The following is a 23,820-nucleotide window of genomic DNA, read 5'->3' as shown; positions in this document are numbered from 1 at the left end:
ACGGCGGCCGTCACACCGCACCGGCCCCCGTCAGGGACCGCACCTCAGTCTCGGCGTGCTTGCGCTCGTCCGGCTCCTCGGCGGAGGTGACCGTACCCAGCCAGCCGGCCAGGAAGCCGAGCGGGATCGAGACGATCCCCGGGTTCTGCAGCGGGAAGTACTGGAAGTCCACGCCCGGGAAGAGGGATTCGGGGCTGCCGGACACCACGGGCGAAAGGGCCACCAGCAGCACCGCCGGCACCAGCCCCCCGTACACCGACCAGACCGCCCCCCGCGTGGTGAAGCCCCGCCAGAACAGCGAGTACAGCAGCACCGGCAGGTTGGCCGAGGCCGCCACGGCGAAGGCCAGCCCCACCAGGAAGGCGACGTTCAGGTCCTGGGCGAGCAGCCCCAGCGCGATGGCCACCGCCCCGATCCCGACGGCCGCGACCCGGGCCACCGCCACCTCGCTGCGCTGCCGGGCACGGCGCCGCTTGAGGGAGGCGTACAGATCGTGCGCGACGGAGGCCGAGGAGGCCAGGGTGATCCCGGCGACCACGGCCAGGATGGTCGCGAAGGCGATGGCGGCCACGAGGGCGAACAGCACCGCGCCCCCGGTGGACTCGGCACCCCCGCCGAGGAAGGCCGCCAGCAGCGGTACGGCGGTGTTCCCCGAGGCGTTCGAGGCGCGCACCGCGTCGGGACCGACCAGCGCGGCCGCCCCGAAGCCGAGGACGACGGTCATCAGGTAGAAGCCCCCGATCAGCGCGATCGCCCACACCACCGACCGGCGGGCCGCCCGCGCGGTGGGCACGGTGTAGAAGCGCGACAGGATGTGGGGCAGCCCCGCGGTGCCCAGGACCAGCGCGAGGCCGAGGCTCATGAAGTCGAACCGGGACGTCCAGTCCCCGCCGTACTTGAGGCCGGGGCTCAGGAAGCGGGCCCCGTGCCCGCTGCGCTCGGCGGCGCCGGTGAGCAGCTGGTCGAGGTTCCCGTGGAAGCGGAGCAGGACGAGCACGGTCAGGGTGACGGCCCCGCCCATCAGCAGCACCGCCTTGACGATCTGGATCCAGGTGGTGGCCCGCATTCCGCCGAAGGTCACGTAGACCACCATCAGCGCGCCCACCCCGATCACGGTCAGGGTCCGGGCGGCGGGGCCCGAGTCCGCGAGCAGCAGCCCGACCAGGCTGCCCGCCCCGACCATCTGCGCGACCAGGTAGAGAACGGAGACGACGACCGAGGAGGTCCCGGCGGCGATCCGCACGGGCCGCTCGCTCATCCGGGCGGCGACGACGTCGGCGAGGGTGAACCGGCCGCAGTTGCGCACCAGTTCGGCGACCAGGAACAGGACGACCAGCCAGGCGACGAGGAAGCCGACGGAGTAGAGCAGGCCGTCGTAGCCAAAGAGGGCGATCAGCCCGGAGATCCCCAGGAAGGAGGCGGCGGACATGTAGTCGCCGGCGATGGCGAAACCGTTCTCCATAGGGGAGAAGAGCCGCCCGCCCGCGTAGAACTCCTCGGCGGAGCCGTGCCGGTTGCGGCTGACCCAGGTGGTGATGCCGAGGGTGACCGCGATGAAGAGGCTGAAGAGGATCAGCGCGAGCGTCTGGTGTTCGGTGGTCACGCCCCCTCCCCCCGGAATGTCTGCATCCGCTCCTGCGCACGCTCCTGTACGCGCTCCTGCTCGAAGACCGTCCAGCGCAGGTCGAGGGCGGCCCGGTCCCGGCGCAGGCGCGCGTGCCGGGCGTACGCCCAGGTCAGCAGGAAGGTGCTGAGGAACTGGCCGAGGCCCGCCAGGAGGGCCACGTTGACCGCGCCGGCCACGGGCCGGGCCATGAGCTCCGGGGCCGTCGTGGCGGTGACCACGTAGGCGACGTACCAGAGGAAGAAGCCGGCGGTCGCGGGGACGACGAACCTTCGGTACCGGCCGCGGACCTCCTGGAAGGCGGCGCTGCGCTGCACTTCGAGGTAGATGTCGGATGCGCGGGGCGCCGGCCGCCCCGCCGGGGCGGCCGGGGCCGGGACCGGGTCCGCGCCCTCACCCTCGCCCCAGCCCACGGCCAGCGCGTCGTACCAGGGGTCGTCCAACCGGATCGTTCCGGCATCACGACCTTCGTGCTTGTCCACCGAACTCTCCTTGTCCGCCGCCGCATTGGCCGCGTGCCCACAAGGATGTGCCGGATGGTCGGTTTCCGGACTGATGTCCCGGTGCTCTTCACCCCTTCAGGTGATGGAACGACGGGCACCGGTGTGCCGGAACGCAGTTTCCGCATCGGCGGTACCGGCCTCCGCCGGCCGGTACCGCGCCCGGGTCAGGCGTCGATGCGGGAGCGGTCGAGGGTCGCCGCGGAGCCGGTGATGAACTCCTTGCGCGGGGCGACCTCATTGCCCATGAGCAGGTCGAAGACCTGCTCGGCGGAGTCCAGGTCGCCGATGTTGATCCGGCGCAGGGTGCGGTGGCGGGGGTCCATCGTGGTCTCCGCCAGCTGGTCCGCGTCCATCTCGCCGAGGCCCTTGTAGCGCTGGATGGCGTCCTTGTACCGGATGTTCTTGCGCTGGTACTCCAGCAGGGTCTGGCGCAGCTCGTTGTCCGAATACGTGTAGACGTACTTGTCCTGGCCCCTCTTCGGCTGGACCAGCTCGATCCGGTGCAGCGGCGGCACGGCCGCGAAGACCCGGCCCGCCTCGACCATCGGGCGCATGTACCGCTGGAACAGCGTGAGCAGCAGGCAGCGGATGTGGGCGCCGTCCACGTCGGCGTCGACGAGCAGGACGATCTTCCCGTAGCGCGCGGCGTCGATGTCGAAGGTGCGGCCCGAGCCGGCTCCTATGACCTGGATGATCGCGCCGCACTCGGCGTTCTTGAGCATGTCCGAGACCGAGGACTTCTGGACGTTGAGGATCTTGCCCCGGATCGGCAGCAGTGCCTGGAACTCCGAGTTCCGCGCGAGCTTGGCCGTGCCGAGCGCGGAGTCGCCCTCGACGATGAAGAGCTCGCTGCGGTCCACGTCGTCGCTGCGGCAGTCGGCCAGCTTGGCCGGCAGCGAGGAGGACTCCAGCGCGGTCTTCCGGCGCTGCGCCTCCTTGTGCTGGCGGGCGGCGATCCGGGTCCGGGCGGCCGCGACGATCTTCTCCATCACGGCGCGGGCCTGCTGCTTGTCGTCGCGCTTGGTGGAGGTCAGGAAGGCCTTGAGCTCCTTGGCGACGACGGCGGCCACGATCCGGGTGGCCGCGGAGGTGCCGAGGACCTCCTTGGTCTGGCCCTCGAACTGCGGCTCGGCGAGACGGACGGTGACGACGGCCGTCAGGCCCTCCATCGCGTCGTCCTTGACCACGTCGTCCTCGGCGACGCGCAGCAGCTTCGCGGAGCGCAGCACCTCGTTCACGGTCTTGGTGACCGAGCGTTCGAACCCGGTGACGTGGGTGCCGCCCTTGGGGGTGGCGATGATGTTCACGAAGGACCTGACGCCGGTCTCGTACCCCGTGCCCCAGCGCAGGGCGATGTCGACGCCCAGCTCGCGGGTGACCTCGGTGGGGGTCATGTGGCCGCGGTCGTCCAGGACCGGGACGGTCTCCTTGAAGGTGCCCGTGCCGGTCAGGCGCAGCACGTCACAGACGGCCTTGTCCTGGGCGAGGTACTCGCAGAACTCGCTGATGCCCCCGTCGAAGCGGAAGGTCTCCTCGGTCTTGCCGGCGCCGTCGATGCCGCGCTCGTCGCGGACGACGATGGTCAGGCCGGGGACGAGGAAGGCGGTCTGGCGGGCGCGCTGGTAGAGGTTCTCCAGGGAGAGCCGGGCGTCCTTGAGGAAGATCTGCCGGTCGGCCCAGTAGCGGATCCGGGTGCCCGTCTTGCCCTTGGCGATGCGCTTGACCTTGCGCAGGCCGTTCGCCGGGTCGAAGGGGCTGTCGGGGCCCTGCTCGGTGAAGAGCCCGGGGACTCCGCGCCGGAAGCTGATGGCGTGCGTGGAGCTGCCGCGGTCGACCTCGACGTCGAGGCGGGAGGACAGGGCGTTCACCACGGAGGCGCCGACGCCGTGCAGACCGCCGGAGGCCGCGTAGGAGCCGCCGCCGAACTTGCCGCCGGCGTGCAGCTTGGTCATGACGACCTCGACGCCGGACAGGCCGGTCTTGGGCTCGACGTCGACCGGGATGCCCCGGCCGTTGTCGCGGACCTCGACCGAGGCGTCGTCGTGGAGGATCACCTCGATGTGGTCGCAGTAGCCGCCCAGGGCCTCGTCGACGGAATTGTCGATGATCTCCCAGAGGCAGTGCATCAGGCCTCGGCTGTCGGTGGAGCCGATATACATGCCGGGGCGCTTGCGGACGGCCTCGAGGCCTTCGAGGACGAGCAGGTGCCGCGCGGTGTAGTTGGAACCGTCCCGGTCTGCTCCGGACAGCAGCGCGCTGGAAGGCACGGACGTGTCGGCGGTCACGCAGTTCGCTCCTCGCTGAATTTCTTTTCTGGCCCGGTCGGGCGCAGGGGTGGCTGGGTCGCCGGTCGAAGGGTACCGAGGCCTGGTAGAGCCGATGCAACGCCACCCTCGTGGGTTCCACAGCCTAGTGCAGATCCGCACGGGTGTTCGATCCCCCGTGGGGGTGAAGCAAACATCACGTTCCCTTCCACGCATGAACCATTTAGGGTTCGGGCACGTCCTCATGAACAACCGGCACTCACGCCGGGGAGGACGAGAACTGCTACAAGCGAACGACTGACAACGCGAAACCGTAAAGCAACGCAATACGGCTCCTTCGCCGCCAACCGGCAGCAGCCGGCCAGCTTCGGAAGGAAGTTTCGAGGAAAAGCCGCGAGCGGGAACGTTTTCGGCCTGGTTGGATGTTGACCCTGGTACGACAGCTCGTCGAGCTAGAGAAGAGGCGACGTGACTACTGTTCTGACACCCGCGACCCCGCTGACGGCCGCTGACCGATGCGACCGTTGCGGCGCCCAGGCATATCTGCGCGTCGTCCTCCTGAGCGGTGGTGAACTGCTCTTCTGCGCCCACCACGGGCGTAAGTTCGAGCCGGAACTCAAGAAGATCGCCGCGGAAATACAGGATGAGACCGAGCGGCTTACGTCCGCTCCGGCCGCCAGTGCGGCCGACGAGGACCGCTGACACAAGGCCTGAACCTCGCATCCGACGAGCCAGGACCGGCCAGGCCGGTCGACGGGCGGCATCTCTGAGACCCAGGGACGCCGCCCGTCCTCATATCCGGGGCACTCTTCCCCTCCGGGACCCGGCCCCTCGGCCCACAGCACCCTCCAGGGGCCGTACGGGGCGCCTGGAGCCCCTCGGGGCATCCCCTTCGGTGCCCTAGACCCCGCCCGGCCGCACGGCCCTCTCGGGCCCGCTCACGAACCCGACCAGCGGGGCCATCCGGGTGTATACGCCCGGGCTGTCGGCGCGCCCGCAGCCGCGGCCCCAGGACACGAGTCCGATGAGCCGCCCCTGGGCCACCAGGGGCCCGCCGCTGTCACCCTGGCAGGCGTCCTTGCCGCCCGCGCTGTCGCCCGCGCACACCATGGAGTCCTCCCGGTACTGACCGTCCGAGTCCCCCGGGTACGCCCGCCGGCAGACCTCGTCCGCCAGGACGGTGACCCGCGCCGCCCGCAGCCCGTAGGCGTAGTCGCCGAAGCCGCTGGTGTCGCCCCAGCCGTACACGGCCGCCTCGGTACCCGCCTCGTAGGCGGGGCTCCCGGGTCCGGCCATGGGGAGCACGTGGTCCGCCGGCACCGCTTCGGCGAGCTCCAGCACGGCGAGGTCCCCGGCGTTGGTCCCGGGGTCGTACGCCGGGTTCACCCGGGCCCCGCGCACCGCGATCTCCCGGCCCTCGGGCGCGCGGAGCTCCGTACGCCCGGTGATGACGCGGAAGTCGGCGACTGATTCGACCGGCCCTCCCAGCACCTGGCGGCCCAGGCAGTGCGCCGCCGTGACGACGGTGGTCGGTGCGACGAGGACGCCCCCGCAGAACTGCCCGTCGCGGATACCCCCGAACCGGTCACGGCTGGCGAGGGCCACGACCCACGGACTGTCGGCCACCCGCACCGGGCTCCCGCCTATGACGACGCTGTCCGCGGCCACCCTGGGCGCCTGGGCCAGCGGCGCCGCGGCCGCTCCCGCCACCAGGGTCAGAGCGCCCGCCAGGACACGGGCGAAGGGACGACGCATGAGGCCTCCTGACTCTGAGTGTGCTCGATTACACCCAGAGTGGGATGACCCGGGTCGGCGCGCACCTGCGCGGCCGTCCCCCGCGCACGGCGGGTCCCGCCCCACGGAGCCGGCCGGGGGCGCCGGAAGCGGTCCTGGCGGCCGGCGAGGCGGAGGAAGGCGCCGCGCACCGGTCGAAGGGGCGTCCACGACGCGTCGAAGGACCTTCGACGTCCGCTTGAGGCCTCGGTACGGGGGCCGGGACCGTGCCCGGCCCCGGCCCCGCGGTACGGCTCAGTCCAGGTAGTCGCGCAGGACCTGCGAACGCGACGGGTGGCGCAGCTTCGACATGGTCTTGGACTCGATCTGGCGGATGCGCTCACGGGTGACCCCGTAGACCTTGCCGATCTCGTCGAGGGTCTTGGGCTGGCCGTCGGTCAGTCCGAAGCGCATCGAGACCACGCCGGCCTCGCGCTCGCTGAGCGTGTCGAGCACCGAGTGGAGCTGCTCCTGCAGGAGCGTGAAGCTCACGGCGTCGGCCGGGACGACCGCTTCGGAGTCCTCGATGAGGTCGCCGAACTCGCTGTCGCCGTCCTCGCCGAGCGGGGTGTGCAGGGAGATCGGCTCGCGGCCGTACTTCTGGACCTCGATGACCTTCTCGGGGGTCATGTCGAGTTCCTTGGCGAGCTCCTCCGGGGTGGGCTCGCGGCCCAGGTCCTGGAGCATCTGGCGCTGTACGCGGGCGAGCTTGTTGATCACTTCGACCATGTGCACCGGGATGCGGATGGTGCGGGCCTGGTCGGCCATGGCGCGGGTGATCGCCTGGCGGATCCACCAGGTCGCGTACGTGGAGAACTTGTAGCCCTTGGTGTAGTCGAACTTCTCCACCGCGCGGATCAGACCCAGGTTGCCCTCCTGGATCAGGTCCAGGAAGAGCATGCCGCGGCCGGTGTAGCGCTTGGCGAGGGAGACCACGAGGCGGAGGTTGGCCTCCAGCAGGTGGTTCTTGGCGCGGCGGCCGTCCTCGGCGATGATCTCCAGTTCGCGCTTGAGCTTGGGCGCCAGCTTGTCGGAGTTCGCCAGCTTGTCCTCGGCGAACAGGCCCGCCTCGATGCGCTTGGCGAGCTCGACCTCCTGCTCGGCGTTGAGGAGCGGCACCTTGCCGATCTGCTTGAGGTAGTCCTTGACGGGGTCCGCGGTGGCGCCCGCCACGACGACCTGCTGGGCGGGGGCGTCGTCCTCGTCGTCGGAGATGACGAAGCCCTTGTTCTCGCCGCCCTCGTCCTCCTCCTCGGCCTCCGCCTTCGCGGCGTCGGGGCCCTCGTCGAGGACTTCTTCCTCGCCCTCGTCGGCGTCCTTCTTGGCGGCGGTCTTCTTGGCCGCCGTCTTCTTCGCGGCGGTCTTCTTGGCCGGCGCGGCCTTCTTGGCGGTCTTCTTCGCCGCCGTCTTCTTCGCGGCGGGCTCGGCTGCGGGCTCCCCGGCGAGCGCGTCGGCGGTGTCGGGGTCCGGCGCCCCGGCTTCCGCGGCGGTGTCGGCCGCTGCCGGGGCGGCCGCCGTCTTGGCCGCGACGGTCTTCGTCGCCGTCCGCTTCGCGGGAGTCTTCGCTGCGACGCTCTTGCGTGGGGTGCGCTTGGGCGACTCCGCGGCACTGACCATCAGCGTCACACCCTCTTCCTCGAGGATCTGGTTGAGGCTGCGCAGAACATTCTTCCACTGGGTCGCAGGAATCTGGTCAGCCTCGAAGGCCCGACGCACGTCATCGCCGGCGATCTGCCCCTCGGCCTTGCCCCGCTCGATGAGCGCCATCACAGACTCGGAATCGGCGATCTCCGGCGGGAGCGTACGGGATGTGCTGGCCGACACGAACAACCTCTCGGAACGATGGGAACGGCTTCCGACCCCGGCCTGGTGCTGGACCGGAGCCGACGACCACCGACTGGGGATGGGCCGGGGGGCGCGGGCAGGGGCCGGGGAGCTGCACAGCACCCCCAAGGGCTGCTGTCTTCCCTCCGTCGGCCATCACCTCTTAGGTCATCGCGTGACGTCGCGGAGCGTTACGCCCAATCTTCGAGCCCCCTTACACCTCTTCGTGGCCTGTGTCACACCGAGTGCGCGAACGTGCCCGTTTCGCAGTCGTACGCAGCGGCCCACGGTTCCCTTGCGCCGCTGTCCTTACGCCGCTGTCGCCGGGCCCGAAGGGACCCGGCGACCGGTGGTGCGCTCCCACGCCCCCGTGCGTCGGAGCGTCAGTGCTCGCGCGGGGCGGGGACCACGCGCTCGACCTCCGGATGCACCGTCAGGAGCTGGCGCATGGCGCTCTCGGCTCCGGCGCCGTCGCCGGAGGCCAGGGCCTCGACCATGCGCGCGTGGTGCGCCACACAGGTTTCGCTGGGGCGGTCGCAGGAGGTGACCGGGCTGCCGGAAACCTGGAGGGCGGCGGAGACGATGCCGGAGAGGTGCTCCAGCATGCGGTTGCCCGCGACCTGGATCAGGAGGGCGTGGAACTCGTTGTCGGCGCGCGCGAAGGTGATCGCGTCACCCTGACCCAGGGCGTGGCCCATGATCTCGACCATGTCGGAGAGGCGCTGCTGGATGTCCGGGCGGTCGTGGCCGGCGGCGAGGCGGGCGGCGAGCGGCTCGATCGTCCAGCGGAGCTCGTTGAGCTCGCGGCGCTGGTCGTCGCGCTGCGGCCCGAAGGCGCGCCACTCGATGATGTCGGGGTCGAGGAGGTTCCAGTCGGCGACCGGCCGGACGCGCGTGCCCACGTTGGGGCGGGCGCTGACGAGGCCCTTGGCCTCCAGGACCCTCAGCGACTCGCGGACGACGGTGCGGGAGACCTCGAAGCGCTGGCCGATCTCCTCGGGGACCAGGGGACGGTCCGCGCCGAGGTCGCCGGAGACGATCATCTGGCCGAGCTGCTGGACGAGTTGGCCGTGCAGTCCGCGGCCGCGGCTGCCGGCCGCCCGGCGGCCGACGCGGCTCAACTCGACGTCGGCGCCGTCCCAGTGGGGTGGTCCGACCCGGTCGGATCCGGCGGCCTCCGCGTAGGGGTAGCGGTCGAGTTCGCCCGGGCCGGCGAGGCCGGTGTCGGCATGGCGGGCGGCGGTCATCATGGTGTGCGCAAGGGTACTCACGAATCCTTTGTCGGCCGTGCCTCCATGACCCTTGAGGTCTTTGGTGAAAAGCACACGAAAGGGTGATCGGTGCCACCTACGCAATTGACGCCTTATCGTAAGGAACCGGGCCTTTTGCGGGGAGTTGCGGTCCGCTTCGCGTGATTTCGCGCGAAGCGGTCTTCTCCGGTCAGCCCTCAGTCGCCTCCCGCATCGGAACGATCACCAACGGACTCGGGTGCGCAGTCCTGTGAACCCATAGGCGCACAACAGGACCATCAACGACAACACCAGCGCGGCGCCGACGGGTTGGGCCATCACCCGAAGGGCCCCCAGCACGTAGCGGTCCCCCTCGGGCGGCCAGGGCGCGGAGGCGAGGGCCCGCAGCCGGGAGGCGACTCCGCTCGCCGGGTACGCGGACTGGCCCTCCAGGACCTTGCGCACCAGCGGTACGACCATCACCGGTACGGCGAGCACGGCGGCCAGGCCCACGGTGGCGGACCGGAAGACGGCCGACGCGAGCACCCCGGCCCAGGCGCAGCCGACCAGCAGCCCCGCCCAACTCGCGGCCGGAGCCAGCCACTCCGCCGGGGCGCGCAGCGGTGCCGACCCGAAGACCAGGCGGAGCGCGGCGGCGTCGGCGGCGACCGCGAGGGCGCCGAGCAGGAGGGCGAGGGCGGCGCACACGCCGAGCTTGGCGGTGAGCAGCCCCAGCCTGCGTGGCACGGTGCCCCGGTCGGCCGCGAGTGCGGGGTAGCGGTACTCCTCGCCGAAGGCGAGGGCGCCCAGCAGCCCGGCGCCCAGCGCGGCGGGCGGCAGCGGGAACAGCTCCGGCCAGGCGGCGAGGGTCCGGTTCTGCGAGGCGTGGCCGGTGCGGGCGAGCACGAGCGCGGTGGCGGCGGAGACGGCGATGACGAGGGCGGCCGTGAGGAAGGGGGTGGCGGTGCCGAAGACGCGGCGCAGCTCGTAGCGCAGCGGACGCAGCGGACCGCCGAGGCGGCGCACGGCGGGGGCCGGGCGCGCGGGACTGTCAGGGCGGGCGCCCCTGGCCCGCCGCGCGAACGCCCGGCCCCGCCCGGCGGCCCCGGGGCCTGAGGCGGTGCCGGATCCGGAGGAGCCGCCGGATCCGGCCCCGGAGGCGGGCGCGGGGGGCGGAGCGGGTGCCGTGCCGGGGGCGGGCGGGGGCTCGGCGGCCGGCTCGGCGCGCAGCGCGGCGGCGTTCTCGGCAGCGGGCCGGCGGGCGTTCCGCCCGCCCGCGTCCCCGCCGGCCCCGACGCCGGCCGGTCCGGTGCGGACCTGCGCGGCGGCCTCCACCCGGGCCTCGACCCGGATCCCGGCGCCGGTCCGCGTACGGGCCTGCGGCACGGGCGGGACGGGCGCTCCGGTGTCGCCGGTCTCGTCCGCGAGCTGGTGCACCAGTACGCCGTGCCGGAAGGCCGCCTCCCCGACCTCCGCGCAGTTGCTCCCGTACACGGAGAGCCGGCTGCCGCTCTCCTCGACGATCTCCACCACGCGGTGCGCCGCCCTGGCCTCGCGGCCCAGTACGTCGGCCAGCCGGGCGGCGTGCGGGGTGCGCACGGCCACCCGCGGCCGCAGCCGGGTGCGCGCGAAGTCCCCGGCGTCCTGGTCGGCGACCAGCCGGCCCGCGGCGATGGAGACGACCCGGTCCGCGCTGCGGGCGGCCTCCTTCGCGTCGTCGGTGGTGAAGAGCACGGCGCCGCCGAGGGAGGCGTGGCCGCGCAGCAGCCCGTGCAGCCAGGCTCGCTCCCGGGGGGCCAGCCCTGCGGTGGGTTCGTCCAGGAGCAGGGTGCAGGGGTCGGCGAGCATGGCCGCCGCCAGCCCGAGCCGGCGGTCCATGCCGGCCGAGAGCGAGCCGAGCCGCTGGTCGCGCAGGCCGCCGATGCCGACGACCTCCATCATGGCGTCGGCGCGGGAGGCCGGGACGCCGACGGCGGCGCAGAGCATCCGCAGCTGGCCGCGGACCGTCCGCGCGGGGTGGCCGGGGACGTCGCCGAGGAGGACTCCGACCTCGCGGGCGGGATGCGGGATCCGGTGCAGCGGACGGCCGCGGAAGTAGGTGACGCCACGGCCCGGTTCGAGTTCGAGCATGAGCCGCAGTGCGGTGGTCTTGCCCGAGCCCGGCTCTCCGAGCAGGGCGGTCACGCACCCCGGGCGGGCCTCGAAGGTGAGGTCGTCCACGAGGGGCGGGAGGTTTCGACGGGGTGTGCTGGTGAGTCCGATGGCCTGGAGCATCGCTTCTCTCGCGGGGTGTGAGACCGCTCTGCGGCAGCGTGGGTACCGCATGCAAGATAACGCGATATGTCCGATTTTCTGCGCAACCGGCCCGTGTCCCCGTCGGCATCGCCGCCCGCCGGCACCCGGAAGGCGGAGGGTGCCACCGGCCGGGCCCCGGCGGCTCAGACCTCGGGACGCAGCATCGGCGGGTTGAGCAGGGTCGCGCCGCCGGCCCTGAACAGCTGGGCGGGCCGCCCGCCCTGACGGGTGGTCGTCCCCCCGGCGGGCACCAGGAACCCGGGGGTCCCGGTGACCTTGCGGTGGAAGTTACGCGGGTCGAGCGCCACGCCCCACACCGCCTCGTACACCCGGCGCAGCTCGCCGACGGTGAACTCGGGCGGGCAGAAGGCGGTGGCCAGGGAGGAGTACTCGATCTTCGAGCGGGCCCGCTCGACGCCGTCGGCGAGGATCCGCGCGTGGTCGAAGGCGAGCCCGGCGGGGGCCTGGTCGGGGCCTTCCAGCAGTTCGTCGACGGGGGCCCAGCGGGCGCTGTTGGCGTCGCCTCCGGCCCGCGGTGCCGGGAGGTCGGGCGCGAGGACCAGGTGCGCCACGCTGACCACCCGCATCCGGGGGTCGCGCTGCGGGTCCCCGTAGGTGGCGAGCTGTTCGAGGTGAGCGCCGTTGTCCACGCCGGGCGCGGCCGGGTCGTGCGCGCACAGCCCGGTCTCCTCGGAGAGCTCCCTGGCCGCGGCGCCCGCGAGGTCCTCGTCCCCGCGCACGAAGCCGCCGGGCAGCGCCCAGCGCCCCTGGAAGGGCTGCTCACCCCGTCGTACGACCAGCGCGCAGAGCGCGTGGCGCCGCACGGTGAGCACGACCAGGTCGACGGTGACGGCGAAGGGCGGAAAGGCCGACGGGTCGTAGGGCGACATGCCGCGATCATAGTCGTCTGCCTGACGATAAACAGTCCTTTGGTGATCCCGGAGACGGTGATCTGGACCCCAGTCCGGATCCTGCCGAGCAGGGCGGACACGCGCGGCCGGCGGACGGGCCTCCGCTCAGCCTCCCAGTTGCAGTCCATCCGCGGCCTCCTCCACCATGCCGACGCCGAGGCGGCCGATCCGGACGGTGAACGGCTCTCCCGCCACCCGCAGCCCGGAGAGGCGCAGGGCTCCGAGGGGGGCGCCCGCCCGGGGGGTCACGGCGACCGTGCCCGCCGGGGCGTCCGGGCGGATCCCGGCGAGGGCGGTGAGCGCGTGGATCCCGGCGGCCGCGGCCACGGCGGCGGGGCGGCAGGCCGCCGGATGCGGCAGGGGCGTGCTGCCCTCGGTGCGCTGCTCGCCGGCGTACATCTCCGGCAGCCTGTACCCGAAGGCCTCCGCCGCGTCGAGGAGGCCGCGCAGCAGACCGGAGGCCTCCTTCTCGAAGCCCGCCTGGACCAGCCCGGCCACGGCGACGGCGCTCTCATGCGCCCGGACCGCTCCGGACCGGTGGCCGTAGGGGTTGTGCCCCGGTTCCCGGGCCGCCATGCTCCGCAGCCCCCACCCCGAGTCCATGGCGGGGGCTCCGAGCAGCCGGGCGAGCTGTTCGGTGCGGACGGGGTCCAGCAGCCCCTGCGCGAGCCGCCCCCCGCCCAGCAGGCCCGTGTCCAGCAGGTGTGCGGCGGCTCCGGTCAGCCGGGGCAGCGGCCTGCCGTCGGGATGCAGGGCGGCGGCGGGGCGGCCCCCGTCGGGACCGTCGATCCAGAACCGGGCCCGGAACCTCTCCCGCAGCGCGGCCGCCCATTCCCGCCACTCCCCCGCTCCTCCGCGCCCGCACCCGTCCAGCAGGTCGGCGCCGAGGAGCGCGGCCCGGTGTGCGTGGGCCTGGGTCTCGCAGCGGCGCGGCCCCGGGTCGGGGTCGGCCAGGAAGCCGTCCTCCCCCAGCGCCCCGCGCAGCCAGTCCAGGCAGCGCTCCGCGACGGGCAGCAGCCGGGCCACGTCCTCCTCGGGCAGGCCCCACCGCCGCGTTTCGGCGAGCACCGCCGGGAAGCCGAGGGTGGCTTCCGTCCCGGTGCATCCCGGGGGAAGCTGCGGCCCGGCGGCCCTGAGCGGACCCGGGATCTTGCCCGCGTCCGGGCCGCGTCCCCCGGTCTGGGCGCGGGCCAGGGTCCGCAGCGTGGCGGCGGCCAGTCCGGTGCCGAGCGGGAGCGCCATTCGCGCGGCCCACAGCGACTCCGCCGGGGCCAGCCCGAGCCGCCACGGCACTCCCGCCGCCGCGAAGGCGTCGCCCGGTGCCCCGGGGTCTCGCAGGAGCAGGGCCCGGAGGTCTTCGACGCTGGTGCGGAACCAGGCGTCGGCCCTCGGGTCGTCCCCCTCGGCGCGGGCTGCGGCGAGGGGGTTCGCCACCTGCCCGGCGGGGGCGCGGGCGGTGCGGTCGCGGGTGGTGCGCAGTTCGATGCCGCGGGACTCGCCCGGGCCCAGTTCCAGTTCCCACCGCAGCAGCCCGGCCGAGGCCAGGCAGTCGTCCGGGGCCGGTTCGGCGGTGGTGACGGCCAGGGCGTCGCCGGTGCTCCAGCGCAGGCCCGCCGCGTGCACCCCGGCGGCGAGCTCCGGGCCGGCGCGGCCGGCGGCCACCGCGGCCAGGTCGGCCAGGTCGGTACCGAGGGAGACCTCGACGGGCAGGCGCAGGGGACGGGCGGCGAAGCTGCGGACGGTGATGCGCTCGGTGCCGTCGGCGTGACGGATCCGCTCCACCCCGATGTCGGGGTCCGGTCCGGGCTCGACGCCGGTGCGGACGGTGGCGGTGAAGACGGCCCGGTCCGCGCCGAGGCTGCGGCCCTGGAGGGCGACCGGGTCCCGGCCGGCGACGCGCAGCACGCAGCGGGACAGCAGGCGCCGACCGGAGCGGTAGATCCCGTCGATCCCGCGCCCGGTCAGCTGACCGTGCTCGGGCGAGATGACGAGGCAGGGCGCGGCGACGCAGATGACGGCTCCGTGCACCGGCGGCAACTCCACCCGCCGCCCAACCCCGGCACCACCAGCACCAGCACCAGCACCAGCACCAGCACCAGCACCAGCACCAGCACCAGCCGACTGCCCGGCCAGCCCGACACCAGCACCCGCACCGGCACCTCGCGTCGACCCCGCCGGACCGCCTCCGCCGGCACCACCACCGGACCCACCGGACCCACCGGCACCGCCACCGGACGCACCGCCACCGCCCCCGGCCAGCAGCCCTGGTGCCCGCACCGGCAGCTGCCCGGAACCCGCCCCCGACGAAGGCCCCGCCGGACCGTCCGGCGGGCGCGCCGCCGGGTGCCCTGGCGGGGAGTCCGGCGGGCGGGGCGCTGGGGTGGGAGGGGGCCCGGGCGGGCCGGTCTCGGGTACGGGGGGAGCCATGTGCCGCCTTGTCTGCGCTCCGGCCGGTTCTGCGGGGCGGCGGCGCGGCCGGGCCCCCACCACCCCCCAGCTGAACGCCCCCACCCCCGCCCGGGTCACGGGCCCCGCTGGCGGCTGCCCGCACCGGGTGGGCCGGCCCCGGCGCAGGGCCGCGCCCGCGGCGCCCCTCAGCCGCCGCACACCGGCGCCCCGGTCGACGGCCCGGCGGGGGCTCACTGCCCGCTCCCCTCGGTGCGGCGGGAAGCGCGGCGCTGCCCGGTGCGGCGGCCGGGCGGGCGGGTGGTCCCGGCGGGCCTCTTGCGGCCCGGTTCGCGGCGCCTGCGTTCCTCCCGCAGGCACTGCCGCAGGCCCTCCGGGTCGATGCCCTCGTTGCAGGCGTGGTGGAGGAGCTGCGCGAACCGGTACTCGGCATCGGCCCTCAGGGCCAGCCCGAACGCGATCCGGGCCGTCGGCTCGTCCCCGGTGGACCACGACACCCAGCCGGCCAGGGTGAGCGGTGCGGCGGCGTGCTCCGCGTAGGCCCCGACGCAGCGCCGGGCCAGGGCCCGCCACAGCCTCAGGGCAGGGGCGGCCTCCTCGTCCTCCATCCATTCGGCGGCGATGTCGCGGATCTCGCGGTCCTGGAGGCCCAGGATCACGGCGGCGGCCTCGTCGTGGCCGAGCAGCGCGTCGTCCCAGTCGTCGGCGCGGGGACCGCCCTCGGCGGGCGGGGCCAGGGTCAGTCGTCGCATCAGGGTGCGGGCCAGGGCGAGGGTCTCCGCGCCGACCTCCTCCCGGGTCGCCCCGTCGAGGATCCTCGGCACGAGGGCGGTGGCGGCCCGCTCCAGGGCGTCTTCCTGCTCGGCGGCCCAGGACCCGCCGAGCGGAGCGAGCCGGCCCTCGATCTCCTTGAGGGAGCCCCGGACCTGGAGCCCCGCGAAGGTGGCCGCGGCGGCCATCACCGAGGTGCCGGCCGGGGCCAGCGGGTTGCCCTCCGCCGGACAGCACCCGGCGTCGCCGCAGGTGTAGGACCAGTAGCGGCCGGCGGAGAGGCACAGGGCCTCCAGCACCGGCACGTCCAGGGCGCCGCAGGCGATCCGCAGCCGCTGGGCGAGCGGTCGCAGCCGGGTCATGACCCGCTGCCCGCTCTCGCCTCCCCTGGGGTCCCGGCAGAGGAAGACCACGATGCCGTCGGGCTTGCCGCCGCGCCGTTCGCTGCCCCGGATCAGGCATTCGGCTACCTGGCGGGCGGTGTCCTCCCATTCGGCGGGTGCGTCGGGGATCCCGACGCGGAGCCGACCGCCGAAGCGGCCGTTCTCTCCGTGCACGGCCACCATGACGAGGGAGTCGGTGGGGTGGAAGCCGAGCATGTAGGGCAGCGCGTCGGCCAGTTCGGCCGGGCTGCGCAGGGTGATCTGGGGTTCGGTGGGAACTCCGGAGGGGCTGATGGAAGGCCGTCCGGACGGGCTGCGCGATTCTTCGTTCGTCGTCATGGGTCCGAAGGTCCCGCGCCCGCTCCGATCCGGAAACCCCTGTGGATAACTCGTTCGATCTTCAATTTCCACAGGTCCGGAGCCGCATTGGCGCGATGTCAGAGCCATCGGGTTGCATGGGGGCATGAACGCAGACCTGAGGTCCTCGGCCGATTCCGTACTCGCCCGCCTCGTGGGCGACCCCACGGGCACCGCGCGGCTGCGCGAGGACCAGTGGCGGGCGATCGAGGCTCTCGTCGCGCACAAGCGCCGGGCCCTGGTCGTCCAGCGTACGGGCTGGGGCAAGTCCGCGGTCTACTTCGTGGCGACGTCCCTCCTGCGGGCGGCCGGCGCGGGCCCGACCGTCATCGTCTCCCCGCTGCTCGCGCTGATGCGCAATCAGGTCGAGGCCGCCGCCCGGGCGGGCATCCACGCGCGCACCATCAATTCCGCCAATCCCGAGGAGTGGGAGGGCATCCAGGCCGAGGTCGCCGCGGGCGAGGTCGACGTCCTGCTGGTCAGCCCGGAGCGGCTCAACAACCCGGACTTCCGCGACCAGGTGCTCCCGAAGCTGGCGGCCGCCACGGGCCTGCTGGTGGTCGACGAGGCGCACTGCATCTCCGACTGGGGGCACGACTTCCGTCCCGACTACCGCCGCCTGCGCACGATGCTGGCCGACCTCCCGCCGGGCGTCCCGGTGCTGGCGACGACCGCCACCGCCAACGCCCGGGTGACGGCCGACGTCGCCGAGCAGCTCGGCACCGGAGCCGGCACGGACGCGCTGGTGCTGCGCGGCCCGCTGGACCGCGAGAGCCTGAGCCTGGCCGTCCTGGCGCTTCCCGACGCGGCGCACCGGCTGGCCTGGCTCGCCGACCACCTCGACGAGCTGCCCGGCTCGGGCATCGTCTACACGCTGACGGTGGCCGCCGCCGAGGAGGTCACGGCCTACCTCCGTCACCGCGGGCACACGGTCTCCTCCTACACCGGCAAGACGGAGAACGCCGACCGCGAGCAGGCGGAGAGCGACCTCCAGGCCAACCGGGTCAAGGCCCTGGTGGCGACGTCCGCCCTGGGGATGGGCTTCGACAAGCCCGACCTCGGCTTCGTGGTGCACCTCGGTTCGCCCTCCTCCCCCATCGCCTACTACCAGCAGGTCGGCCGGGCCGGCCGCGGTGTCGAGCACGCCGAGGTGCTGCTGCTGCCGGGCCGGGAGGACGAGGCGATCTGGCAGTACTTCGCCTCGGTGGCCTTCCCGCCGGAGGAGCTGGTGCGCCGCACCCTGGACGTGCTGGCGCAGGCGGGCCGCCCCCTCTCGCTGCCCGCGCTGGAGCCGCTGGTGGACCTGCGCCGCACCCGGCTGGAGACGATGCTCAAGGTGCTCGACGTGGACGGCGCCGTGCACCGGGTCAAGGGCGGCTGGACCGCCACCGGTGAGCCCTGGGTCTACGACGCCGAGCGCTACGCCTGGGTGGCCCGGCAGCGGGCGGCCGAACAGCAGGCGATGCGGGACTACGCGGCGGCCACCGGCTGCCGGATGGAGTTCCTGCGCCGCCAGCTCGACGACGAGGAGGCCGCCCCGTGCGGCCGCTGTGACAACTGCTCCGGCGCCCGCTTCACCGCGGACGTCTCCGGCACCGCGCTCGACACCGCCCGGGGCGAACTGGGCCGCCCCGGGGTGGAACTGGAACCGCGCAGGATGTGGCCGACCGGGCTCGCATCGGTGGGTGTGGACCTCAAGGGGCGAATCCAGGCCGGGGAGCAGGCCTCGACCGGGCGGGCCCTGGGCAGGCTGTCCGACATCGGCTGGGGCAACCGGCTGCGTCCCATGCTGGCCCAGCAGGCGGCCGATCAGCCGGTTCCGGACGATGTCGCCCAAGCGGTCGTGGCCGTGCTCGCCGACTGGGCCCGGGGGCCCGGCGGTTGGGCCTCGGGGGCCGCGGACGCTCCCGCCCGGCCCGTGGGTGTGGTCGCGCTGCCTTCGCGCAGCCGCCCGCAGCTGGTCGGGTCCCTGGCCGCGCGGATCGCCGAGGTGGGGCGGATCCCGCTGCTGGGAGCGCTGGAATACACGGATCAGGCGCCGCAGTTCGGGCTGCCGTCGTCGAACAGTGCCCAGCGGGTCCGCGCGCTCCACCAGGCGTTGACCGTGCCGCCGGCTCTGGCGGCCAGCCTTGCCGGGGCCCAGGGTCCGGTGTTCCTCGTCGACGATCGCGCGGAGAGCGGATGGACCCTCGCGGTGGCCGCCCGGCTGCTGCGGCGGTCGGGGGCCGGGGAGGTGTTTCCGCTGGTGCTGGCGCTCCAGCCCTAGCGGAATGCGTCATCTACGGCGTGGCGGGGCAAGGATATGAACGGCATACCGGCGAATTCCGGTCCGCGGCCGCAAATGCTCATTGCCCCATCCTCGCGGGCCACGCGAGAATCGGAGTGCTCCCGCTCGGCTCGTCGGCACTCTCCTGGGCCGCGCTGCGGCGCGCCCACACCTCAGCCGTGCCCGTACGCGGGCGTGTACCCGAAGGGAGGACCGTGACCTTCGGATTCGCCCCGTCCTCGACCACGTCACTGGCAGCGGCGGCCGGTGGCGCAAGCCGGCACGGCAGACTGCTCGAACCCTCCGAGTGGACGGCGGCGGGGGTTCCCCTGCTCCGCAATCCGCGCGAGGTGGTGAGCGGGCTGCATTCCCGGCACAGCCCGGTTCCGTCCACCGCCGTCATAGCCGTGCTCGGTCCCGAGGAGCAGCTCGTGGCGAGCGCCTCGTTCGTGCAGAAGTCCGCTTCGGTGGACGGTTGGGACTACCGCAACGCGCTGCTGTCGCGGCTGCGCCGGGTCATCCCGCACGACCTGCGGCGGCGGACCCCGGTCCGTACGGCGGTGCTGATGTACTGCCGTGAGGGCGACGAGCGCTGGACCGAGGAGGACGGCGCCTGGATGTGGGGGCTGCGCGACGCCTGCACCCTGCACGGGCTGCGCTGCGGCGCGTACATCACGCTGACCCGCGGCGGCTGGCAGGTGCTCGGCGAGGGCCGGGGCGGGAGACGGCCCGGTTCGGACTCCCGGCCCGAGCCGCTGGGCTCGCTGACCCCGGAGCTCGCGCCGCTGACCCTGAGCACGGTGGGCGGCACGTCGGACGCGCTGCGCCGGACCGCCGCACGCTGATCCACCGCACAGGCCGACCGCCGCACGTAGAACCGCCGCACGCCGAAACCGCAGGCTGATCCACCGCGTACGCCGAACCGCCACACGCAGAACCGCACACGCCGAACGCCCACACGCAGAACCGCGTACGCCGAACCGCCGCCGACGGCGGGGGCCACGGGCGCTGGTGCCCCGGAACCCCCGGCGCGGGCAGCGGAGCTCGTACGCCGGCGAAAGGCCCCGCGCACCGTCCCTGACGGGCGGGGGCAGCCCTCACGGCCGTACTCCCGCCGTACTCCCGCGGAAGGGTACGGCTGGTCGGGCTTCGGGACTTCAGCGGGGCCGGCTCCCGGCCCGCCCCGCCCCTCGCCCGCGCGGGATGCGGGGCGTCAGACGCCCGCACCCAGCACGGAGTTGATCTGGTTGACGTCGCCGCACACGATGAGCAGCGCGGCCGCCCGGGCGAGCGCCACCGGCAGTGCGGTGGCGGTGGCCCCGGCCGGTCCGCCGTTGGCCGCGAAGACCACGACGGGGCGGCCGGCGGCGCGCTGCACGTGCGCCGCGTCCGCGTAGAAGACGTCGTCCCCGGCGTCGTGCTGGGCCCAGTAGGAGGCCTCGCCGAAGGACAGCTCGTGCGCGGCCCACGGGTGCGGGTCGCCGGTGGTGATCACCAGGATGTCGCCGGGCGCGCGCCCGGTGTCGAGCAGCAGGTCCACGGCCTCCTCGGCCGCGTCCAGCGCGCCCTCGGCGGAGGCCGGGATCAGCTGGACCTGCGGGACCGCCGCCGAGACGGACGGCGCGGCGGGGGCCGAGGGGACGGGTCCGGGGGTGGCCTGCGCCGCGCGCTGTGCGGGCGGAGCGGGCCGGGGGGCGACGCCCGCGCGGCCGGCCGCCGCGGGGGAGGGACCGGGGCGCCCGGGCCGGGGAACGGCTACGGGACGCGGACCAGGTACAGGGCGGGGGGTCTGCGCGGTGCGGCTCGCGGCCGGCGTGACGCGGGGACCCTGGGCACTCTCGTGAATCTGAGGCTCCTCGATGGCGGGGGTGAGAGGCATGAGTTGATGTCTATCAAACACCGGTACGAAACGTACCGGTCGGTGGCACGTGGGTGCGATCAGAAATCGAAGCCGAGTTGGCCTCCGTTTTCCAGCTCCAGGGCCTCCTCGCTGCGGCGCACCTTCTTCAAGTGCCGCCACTGGGGCAGCGCGTCGAGGTACGACCACGAGAGCCGGTGGTACGCGGTGGGCCCGCGTTCCTCCAGTGCGGCCCGGTGTACGGGCGAGGGGTAGCCGGCGTTGGCGGCGAAGGCGAACTCCTCCGTGCCGTCGCCCGGTTCGCCGAGTCCGGCCATCAGCTGGTCGCGCCGGACCTTGGCGATCACCGAGGCCGCCGCGACGGCGATGCAGGACTGGTCGCCCTTGATGACCGTACGGACCCGCCAGGGCGGGCCGAGGTAGTCGTGCTTGCCGTCGAGGATCACCGCGTCGGGCCGCACCGGGAGGGCGTCCAGCGCGCGGACCGCCGCGAGCCGCAGGGCCGCGGTCATCCCGAGCTCGTCGATCTCCTCCGGGGAGGCGTGTCCGAGCGCGTGTGCCGTGACCCAGCCCTCCAGGACCTCGAGCAGCGCGTCGCGCCGCTTCGGGGTGAGCAGTTTGGAGTCGGTGAGCCCCTCGGGCGGCCGGCGCAGACCGGTGATCGCCGCGCAGACGGTGACGGGACCGGCCCAGGCCCCTCGTCCGACCTCGTCGACCCCGGCGATGACCTTGGCGCCGGTGGTTGCACGGAGGGAGCGCTCGACGGTGTGGGTGGGTGCTTCGTACGGCATGGCGCCAGCAAGGTTACGCCGCCCCGGGCCGCCTGCACACCCCGGCCCGGGGCTAGCGGCGCCGGGGCGCCCGTACGGGTCCACGCGCACCCGCCCGCAGGCCTCCGGCGGGGCGTCCCCGAAGCTTCACGCCCGGAGCATCGGCACCACCAGCCCGTCGATCATCTCCGCGATCTCGACATCCGGCCATTCGCTTCCGCACACCTTTGCACGGTACATGAGCATCGCCGGGATGACGTCGGTGAGCAGGGGGCTGGTGGCGTCGGCCCGCACGTCTCCCCGCTCCATTCCGCGCTGGATCAGTTCGCGGATCACCTCGTGGGCCGGCTCGTGCAGCCCCTTCCAGATGACCTCACGGAACCGCTCGGCGTGAGCGTGGTCGCATTCGTGAAGGACCGCGCGCAGCGCGACGCCCGCCCGTGAGCGCATGACGTCCCGCATCCGCACGCACAGCCGGTAGAGGTCCTCGCGCACCGATCCGTGGTCGGCGACCTCCCCCAGATCGGGCAGCCCGTCCCGCAGCACCTCGGCCACCAGGTCGGTCTTGGAGGACCAGCGCCGGTAGAGGGCCGCCTTGCCGGTGCGCGCGCCGGCCGCGACCGCCTCCATGGTGAGGGCGTTCCAGCCGACGGTGCCGAGCTGCTCCAGCGCCGCGTCCAGAATCGCCCGTTCGAGCACCGGCCCCCTTCTGCGCCCCGGCGCCGCCCCCTCCGGCCAGCCCGAATCCGTCATGCCCCATACCTCCGACCCGCCCGCGCGTCTCCCGCGCGTGTTTTCAGCCTTAGTGAACGCTTGCGTTCCCTACATCCGGGCTCCTACCGTGGACCCGCAGTGAACGAATGCGTTCACTATTTCACTTCGGGGGGATCCACAGTGACAAGCGTTCAACTCGCCACGCCCCGGATACCGGGGGCAGCCCGACGGCCCGGGCGTCCGGGGGTGGCACTCGCCGTCATCGCGGCCAGCCAGCTCATGGTCGTCCTCGACGCGACGATCGTGAACATCGCGCTCCCGCACATCCAGACGGCGCTCTCCTTCTCCACCACCGACCTCTCCTGGGTGATCAGCGCCTACACCCTGGCCTTCGGCGGCCTGCTGCTGCTCGGCGGCCGGGCCGGCGACATCATGGGCCGGCGCCGGGTCTTCGTGGCCGGAATCCTGCTGTTCACCCTGGCCTCCCTGCTCGGCGGCTTCGCCCAGGAGCCCTGGCAGCTGATGGCGGCCCGCGCCCTCCAGGGCGTCGGAGGGGCCATCGCCTCACCGACCGCACTCGCCCTCATCACCACGACCTTCGCCGAAGGCCCCGACCGCAACCGCGCCTTCGGGGTCTTCGCCGCCGTGTCCGCGGGCGGCGGCGCGGTCGGCCTGCTGGCGGGCGGCATGCTCACCGAGTGGCTCGACTGGCGCTGGGTCCTCTTCGTCAACGTGCCGATCGGTGTGCTCATCGCGGTCCTCGCCCCGCTCTACATCAACGAGTCCGAACGCCACCCCGGCCGCTTCGACGCGGCCGGCGCGCTCACCTCCACCGGCGGCATGGCCGCGCTCGTCTACGGGTTCATCCGCGCCTCCGAGGACGGCTGGCGGGACACCCTGACCCTCGGCTCCTTCGCCGCCGCCGTCGTCCTGCTCGGCCTGTTCGTCCTCATCGAGTCCCGGGCGGCGGAACCGATCGTCCCGCTGCGGATGTTCGCCGACCGCAACCGCGCCGGCACCTACCTGATCATGCTCGGTCTCGCCGCCGCCATGTTCGGCATGTTCTTCTTCATCGTCCAGTTCGTACAGAACGTCCTGGGCTTCTCCCCGATCCAGTCCGGCGTCGGCTTCCTGCCGGTGACGGTGGCGATCATCGCCGCCGCCGGGCTCTCCCAGCGCCTCCTGCCGCGGCTCGGCCCCAAACCGTTCATGGTCACCGGTTCGGCGCTCACCGGCATCGGCCTGGCCTGGCTGACCTTCATCCGGACCGACAGCACCTACCTGTCCGGGGTGCTCGGCCCGATGCTGCTCTTCGGCTTCGGCATGGGCCTCAACTTCGTCACCCTCACCCTCACCGCCGTGTCCGGCGTGGCGCCGCAGGAGGCGGGCGCGGCCTCCGGGCTGCTCAACGCCAGCCAGCAGGTGGGCGGTTCGCTCGGGCTGTCGATCCTGGTCACCGTCTTCGGCACGGCCGGGCGCGACGAAGCCGCCCAGCAGGTCCCGGACTTCGCGGCCCACGCCGAACCGGCGCAGCTCACCGCCTTCAAGGAGACCGGGCAGCTGCCCGACCCCTGGGGGGACCTCGTCCTCACCCAGGGCATCTCCAGCGCCTTCATCGCCGCCGTCGCCATGGCCGGCCTGGCCCTGGCCACCGCGCTGCTGGTGATCCGGGTGCGCAAGAGCGACCTGGAGGCCCTCAGCGGAGCCGCCGCCGAGGCCGGCCCGGCGGCCTGAGCAGACGGCCGCGTACCAGCCGTACGGCCGCCGCCGGTCATGACGTACGAGGAGCACCGGGCGCGGAGCAACCCCCGCGCCCGGCACCCCGCCGCCCGGCACCGGCGCCACCGGGCCGGGCGCCGTCAGCTCCCGGAA

17 protein-coding genes are annotated in these 23,820 nt (G+C 73.6%); 4 read left to right on the top strand and 13 right to left on the bottom strand.

The window, feature by feature from the left end; all coding sequences use genetic code 11:
* Positions 1–10 precede the first annotated feature (10 nt).
* The 3 genes from AC069X_RS06995 to AC069X_RS06985 all read right to left on the bottom strand — a co-directional run bounded on the left by AC069X_RS06995 (position 11) and on the right by AC069X_RS06985 (position 4,412).
* Positions 11–1,603 carry a solute symporter family protein gene (locus tag AC069X_RS06995; protein ID WP_478725936.1) on the bottom strand — a complete coding sequence of 531 codons (1,593 nt, stop codon included), beginning with the start codon at positions 1,601–1,603 and terminating at the stop codon, positions 11–13.
* Positions 1,600–2,106, bottom strand: a complete 507-nt coding sequence (locus AC069X_RS06990; protein ID WP_478725934.1) for a DUF485 domain-containing protein — start codon at positions 2,104–2,106, stop codon at positions 1,600–1,602. The genes AC069X_RS06995 and AC069X_RS06990 overlap by 4 nt, the downstream gene beginning before the upstream one ends.
* A gap of 185 nt (positions 2,107–2,291) precedes the next feature.
* Positions 2,292–4,412, bottom strand: a complete 2,121-nt coding sequence (locus tag AC069X_RS06985; protein WP_478725932.1) for a DNA gyrase/topoisomerase IV subunit B — start codon at positions 4,410–4,412, stop codon at positions 2,292–2,294.
* A gap of 447 nt (positions 4,413–4,859) precedes the next feature.
* Between AC069X_RS06985 and AC069X_RS06980 the strand changes: the two genes are divergently transcribed.
* Entirely contained in the window at positions 4,860–5,093 is a 234-nt protein-coding gene (locus AC069X_RS06980) for a DUF7455 domain-containing protein (protein ID WP_007267009.1), read from the top strand.
* 198 nt (positions 5,094–5,291) lie between these two features.
* On the opposite strand, the gene AC069X_RS06975 is transcribed toward AC069X_RS06980, so the two are convergent.
* From AC069X_RS06975 to AC069X_RS06945, 7 genes are all read right to left on the bottom strand, one after another.
* Positions 5,292–6,146 carry a serine protease gene (locus AC069X_RS06975; RefSeq protein WP_478725930.1) on the bottom strand — a complete coding sequence of 285 codons (855 nt, stop codon included), beginning with the start codon at positions 6,144–6,146 and terminating at the stop codon, positions 5,292–5,294.
* A 273-nt stretch (positions 6,147–6,419) separates the two neighbouring features.
* On the bottom strand, positions 6,420–7,994 hold the full coding sequence (locus AC069X_RS06970; RefSeq protein WP_478725928.1) for an RNA polymerase sigma factor: 1,575 nt from the start codon (positions 7,992–7,994) through the stop codon (positions 6,420–6,422).
* Between the two features lie 377 nt (positions 7,995–8,371).
* The gene (locus AC069X_RS06965; RefSeq protein WP_478725926.1) at positions 8,372–9,313 is read right to left on the bottom strand and encodes a FadR/GntR family transcriptional regulator; all 942 of its coding nucleotides are present in this window, start codon (positions 9,311–9,313) and stop codon (positions 8,372–8,374) included.
* A gap of 147 nt (positions 9,314–9,460) precedes the next feature.
* A complete protein-coding gene (locus tag AC069X_RS06960) occupies positions 9,461–11,491 on the bottom strand; it encodes an ATP-binding cassette domain-containing protein (RefSeq protein WP_478725924.1) in 2,031 nt (676 codons plus the stop codon).
* A 164-nt stretch (positions 11,492–11,655) separates the two neighbouring features.
* On the bottom strand, positions 11,656–12,402 hold the full coding sequence (locus AC069X_RS06955; RefSeq protein ID WP_478725922.1) for an NUDIX hydrolase: 747 nt from the start codon (positions 12,400–12,402) through the stop codon (positions 11,656–11,658).
* A 126-nt stretch (positions 12,403–12,528) separates the two neighbouring features.
* Positions 12,529–14,850 carry a glycogen debranching N-terminal domain-containing protein gene (locus AC069X_RS06950; RefSeq protein WP_478725921.1) on the bottom strand — a complete coding sequence of 774 codons (2,322 nt, stop codon included), beginning with the start codon at positions 14,848–14,850 and terminating at the stop codon, positions 12,529–12,531.
* 212 nt (positions 14,851–15,062) lie between these two features.
* Entirely contained in the window at positions 15,063–16,322 is a 1,260-nt protein-coding gene (locus AC069X_RS06945; protein ID WP_478725919.1) for a DUF4192 domain-containing protein, read from the bottom strand.
* Between the two features lie 124 nt (positions 16,323–16,446).
* Here AC069X_RS06945 and AC069X_RS06940 point away from each other — a divergent pair, with 124 nt between their 5' ends.
* Both AC069X_RS06940 and AC069X_RS06935 read left to right on the top strand, forming a co-directional pair.
* Positions 16,447–18,606: a RecQ family ATP-dependent DNA helicase gene (locus AC069X_RS06940; protein ID WP_478725917.1), complete on the top strand. Its 2,160-nt coding sequence runs from the start codon at positions 16,447–16,449 to the stop codon at positions 18,604–18,606.
* Positions 18,607–18,821: 215 nt separating this feature from the next.
* Positions 18,822–19,451 (top strand): hypothetical protein, encoded by a 630-nt coding sequence (locus AC069X_RS06935; RefSeq protein WP_478725916.1) that lies wholly within the window; start codon positions 18,822–18,824, stop codon positions 19,449–19,451.
* Between the two features lie 368 nt (positions 19,452–19,819).
* On the opposite strand, the gene AC069X_RS06930 is transcribed toward AC069X_RS06935, so the two are convergent.
* The 3 genes from AC069X_RS06930 to AC069X_RS06920 all read right to left on the bottom strand — a co-directional run bounded on the left by AC069X_RS06930 (position 19,820) and on the right by AC069X_RS06920 (position 21,987).
* The gene (locus AC069X_RS06930; protein ID WP_478725914.1) at positions 19,820–20,485 is read right to left on the bottom strand and encodes a hypothetical protein; all 666 of its coding nucleotides are present in this window, start codon (positions 20,483–20,485) and stop codon (positions 19,820–19,822) included.
* Positions 20,486–20,544: 59 nt separating this feature from the next.
* Positions 20,545–21,255, bottom strand: a complete 711-nt coding sequence (locus AC069X_RS06925) for a ribonuclease HII (RefSeq protein ID WP_478725912.1) — start codon at positions 21,253–21,255, stop codon at positions 20,545–20,547.
* A gap of 126 nt (positions 21,256–21,381) precedes the next feature.
* On the bottom strand, positions 21,382–21,987 hold the full coding sequence (locus AC069X_RS06920; protein WP_478725910.1) for a TetR/AcrR family transcriptional regulator: 606 nt from the start codon (positions 21,985–21,987) through the stop codon (positions 21,382–21,384).
* Between the two features lie 141 nt (positions 21,988–22,128).
* Between AC069X_RS06920 and AC069X_RS06915 the strand changes: the two genes are divergently transcribed.
* Positions 22,129–23,682 (top strand): MFS transporter, encoded by a 1,554-nt coding sequence (locus AC069X_RS06915; protein WP_478725908.1) that lies wholly within the window; start codon positions 22,129–22,131, stop codon positions 23,680–23,682.
* Positions 23,683–23,820: the final 138 nt, after the last annotated feature.

This window comes from Streptomyces sp. NPDC043896 (assembly GCF_056435605.1).
This window is presented reverse-complemented; position numbering and strand designations above follow the sequence as displayed.

Excerpts from the sequence above, each read along its gene's own strand:
- AC069X_RS06975 (WP_478725930.1), bottom strand. The coding sequence starts at position 6,146 with ATGCGTCGTCCCTTCGCCCGTGTCCTGGCGGGCGCTCTGACCCTGGTG.
- AC069X_RS06960 (WP_478725924.1), bottom strand. The coding sequence starts at position 11,491 with ATGCTCCAGGCCATCGGACTCACCAGCACACCCCGTCGAAACCTCCCG.
- AC069X_RS06955 (WP_478725922.1), bottom strand. The coding sequence starts at position 12,402 with ATGTCGCCCTACGACCCGTCGGCCTTTCCGCCCTTCGCCGTCACCGTC.
- AC069X_RS06950 (WP_478725921.1), bottom strand. The coding sequence starts at position 14,850 with ATGGCTCCCCCCGTACCCGAGACCGGCCCGCCCGGGCCCCCTCCCACC.
- AC069X_RS06945 (WP_478725919.1), bottom strand. The coding sequence starts at position 16,322 with ATGACGACGAACGAAGAATCGCGCAGCCCGTCCGGACGGCCTTCCATC.
- AC069X_RS06940 (WP_478725917.1), top strand. The coding sequence starts at position 16,447 with ATGAACGCAGACCTGAGGTCCTCGGCCGATTCCGTACTCGCCCGCCTC.
- AC069X_RS06930 (WP_478725914.1), bottom strand. The coding sequence starts at position 20,485 with ATGCCTCTCACCCCCGCCATCGAGGAGCCTCAGATTCACGAGAGTGCC.
- AC069X_RS06925 (WP_478725912.1), bottom strand. The coding sequence starts at position 21,255 with ATGCCGTACGAAGCACCCACCCACACCGTCGAGCGCTCCCTCCGTGCA.
- AC069X_RS06920 (WP_478725910.1), bottom strand. The coding sequence starts at position 21,987 with ATGACGGATTCGGGCTGGCCGGAGGGGGCGGCGCCGGGGCGCAGAAGG.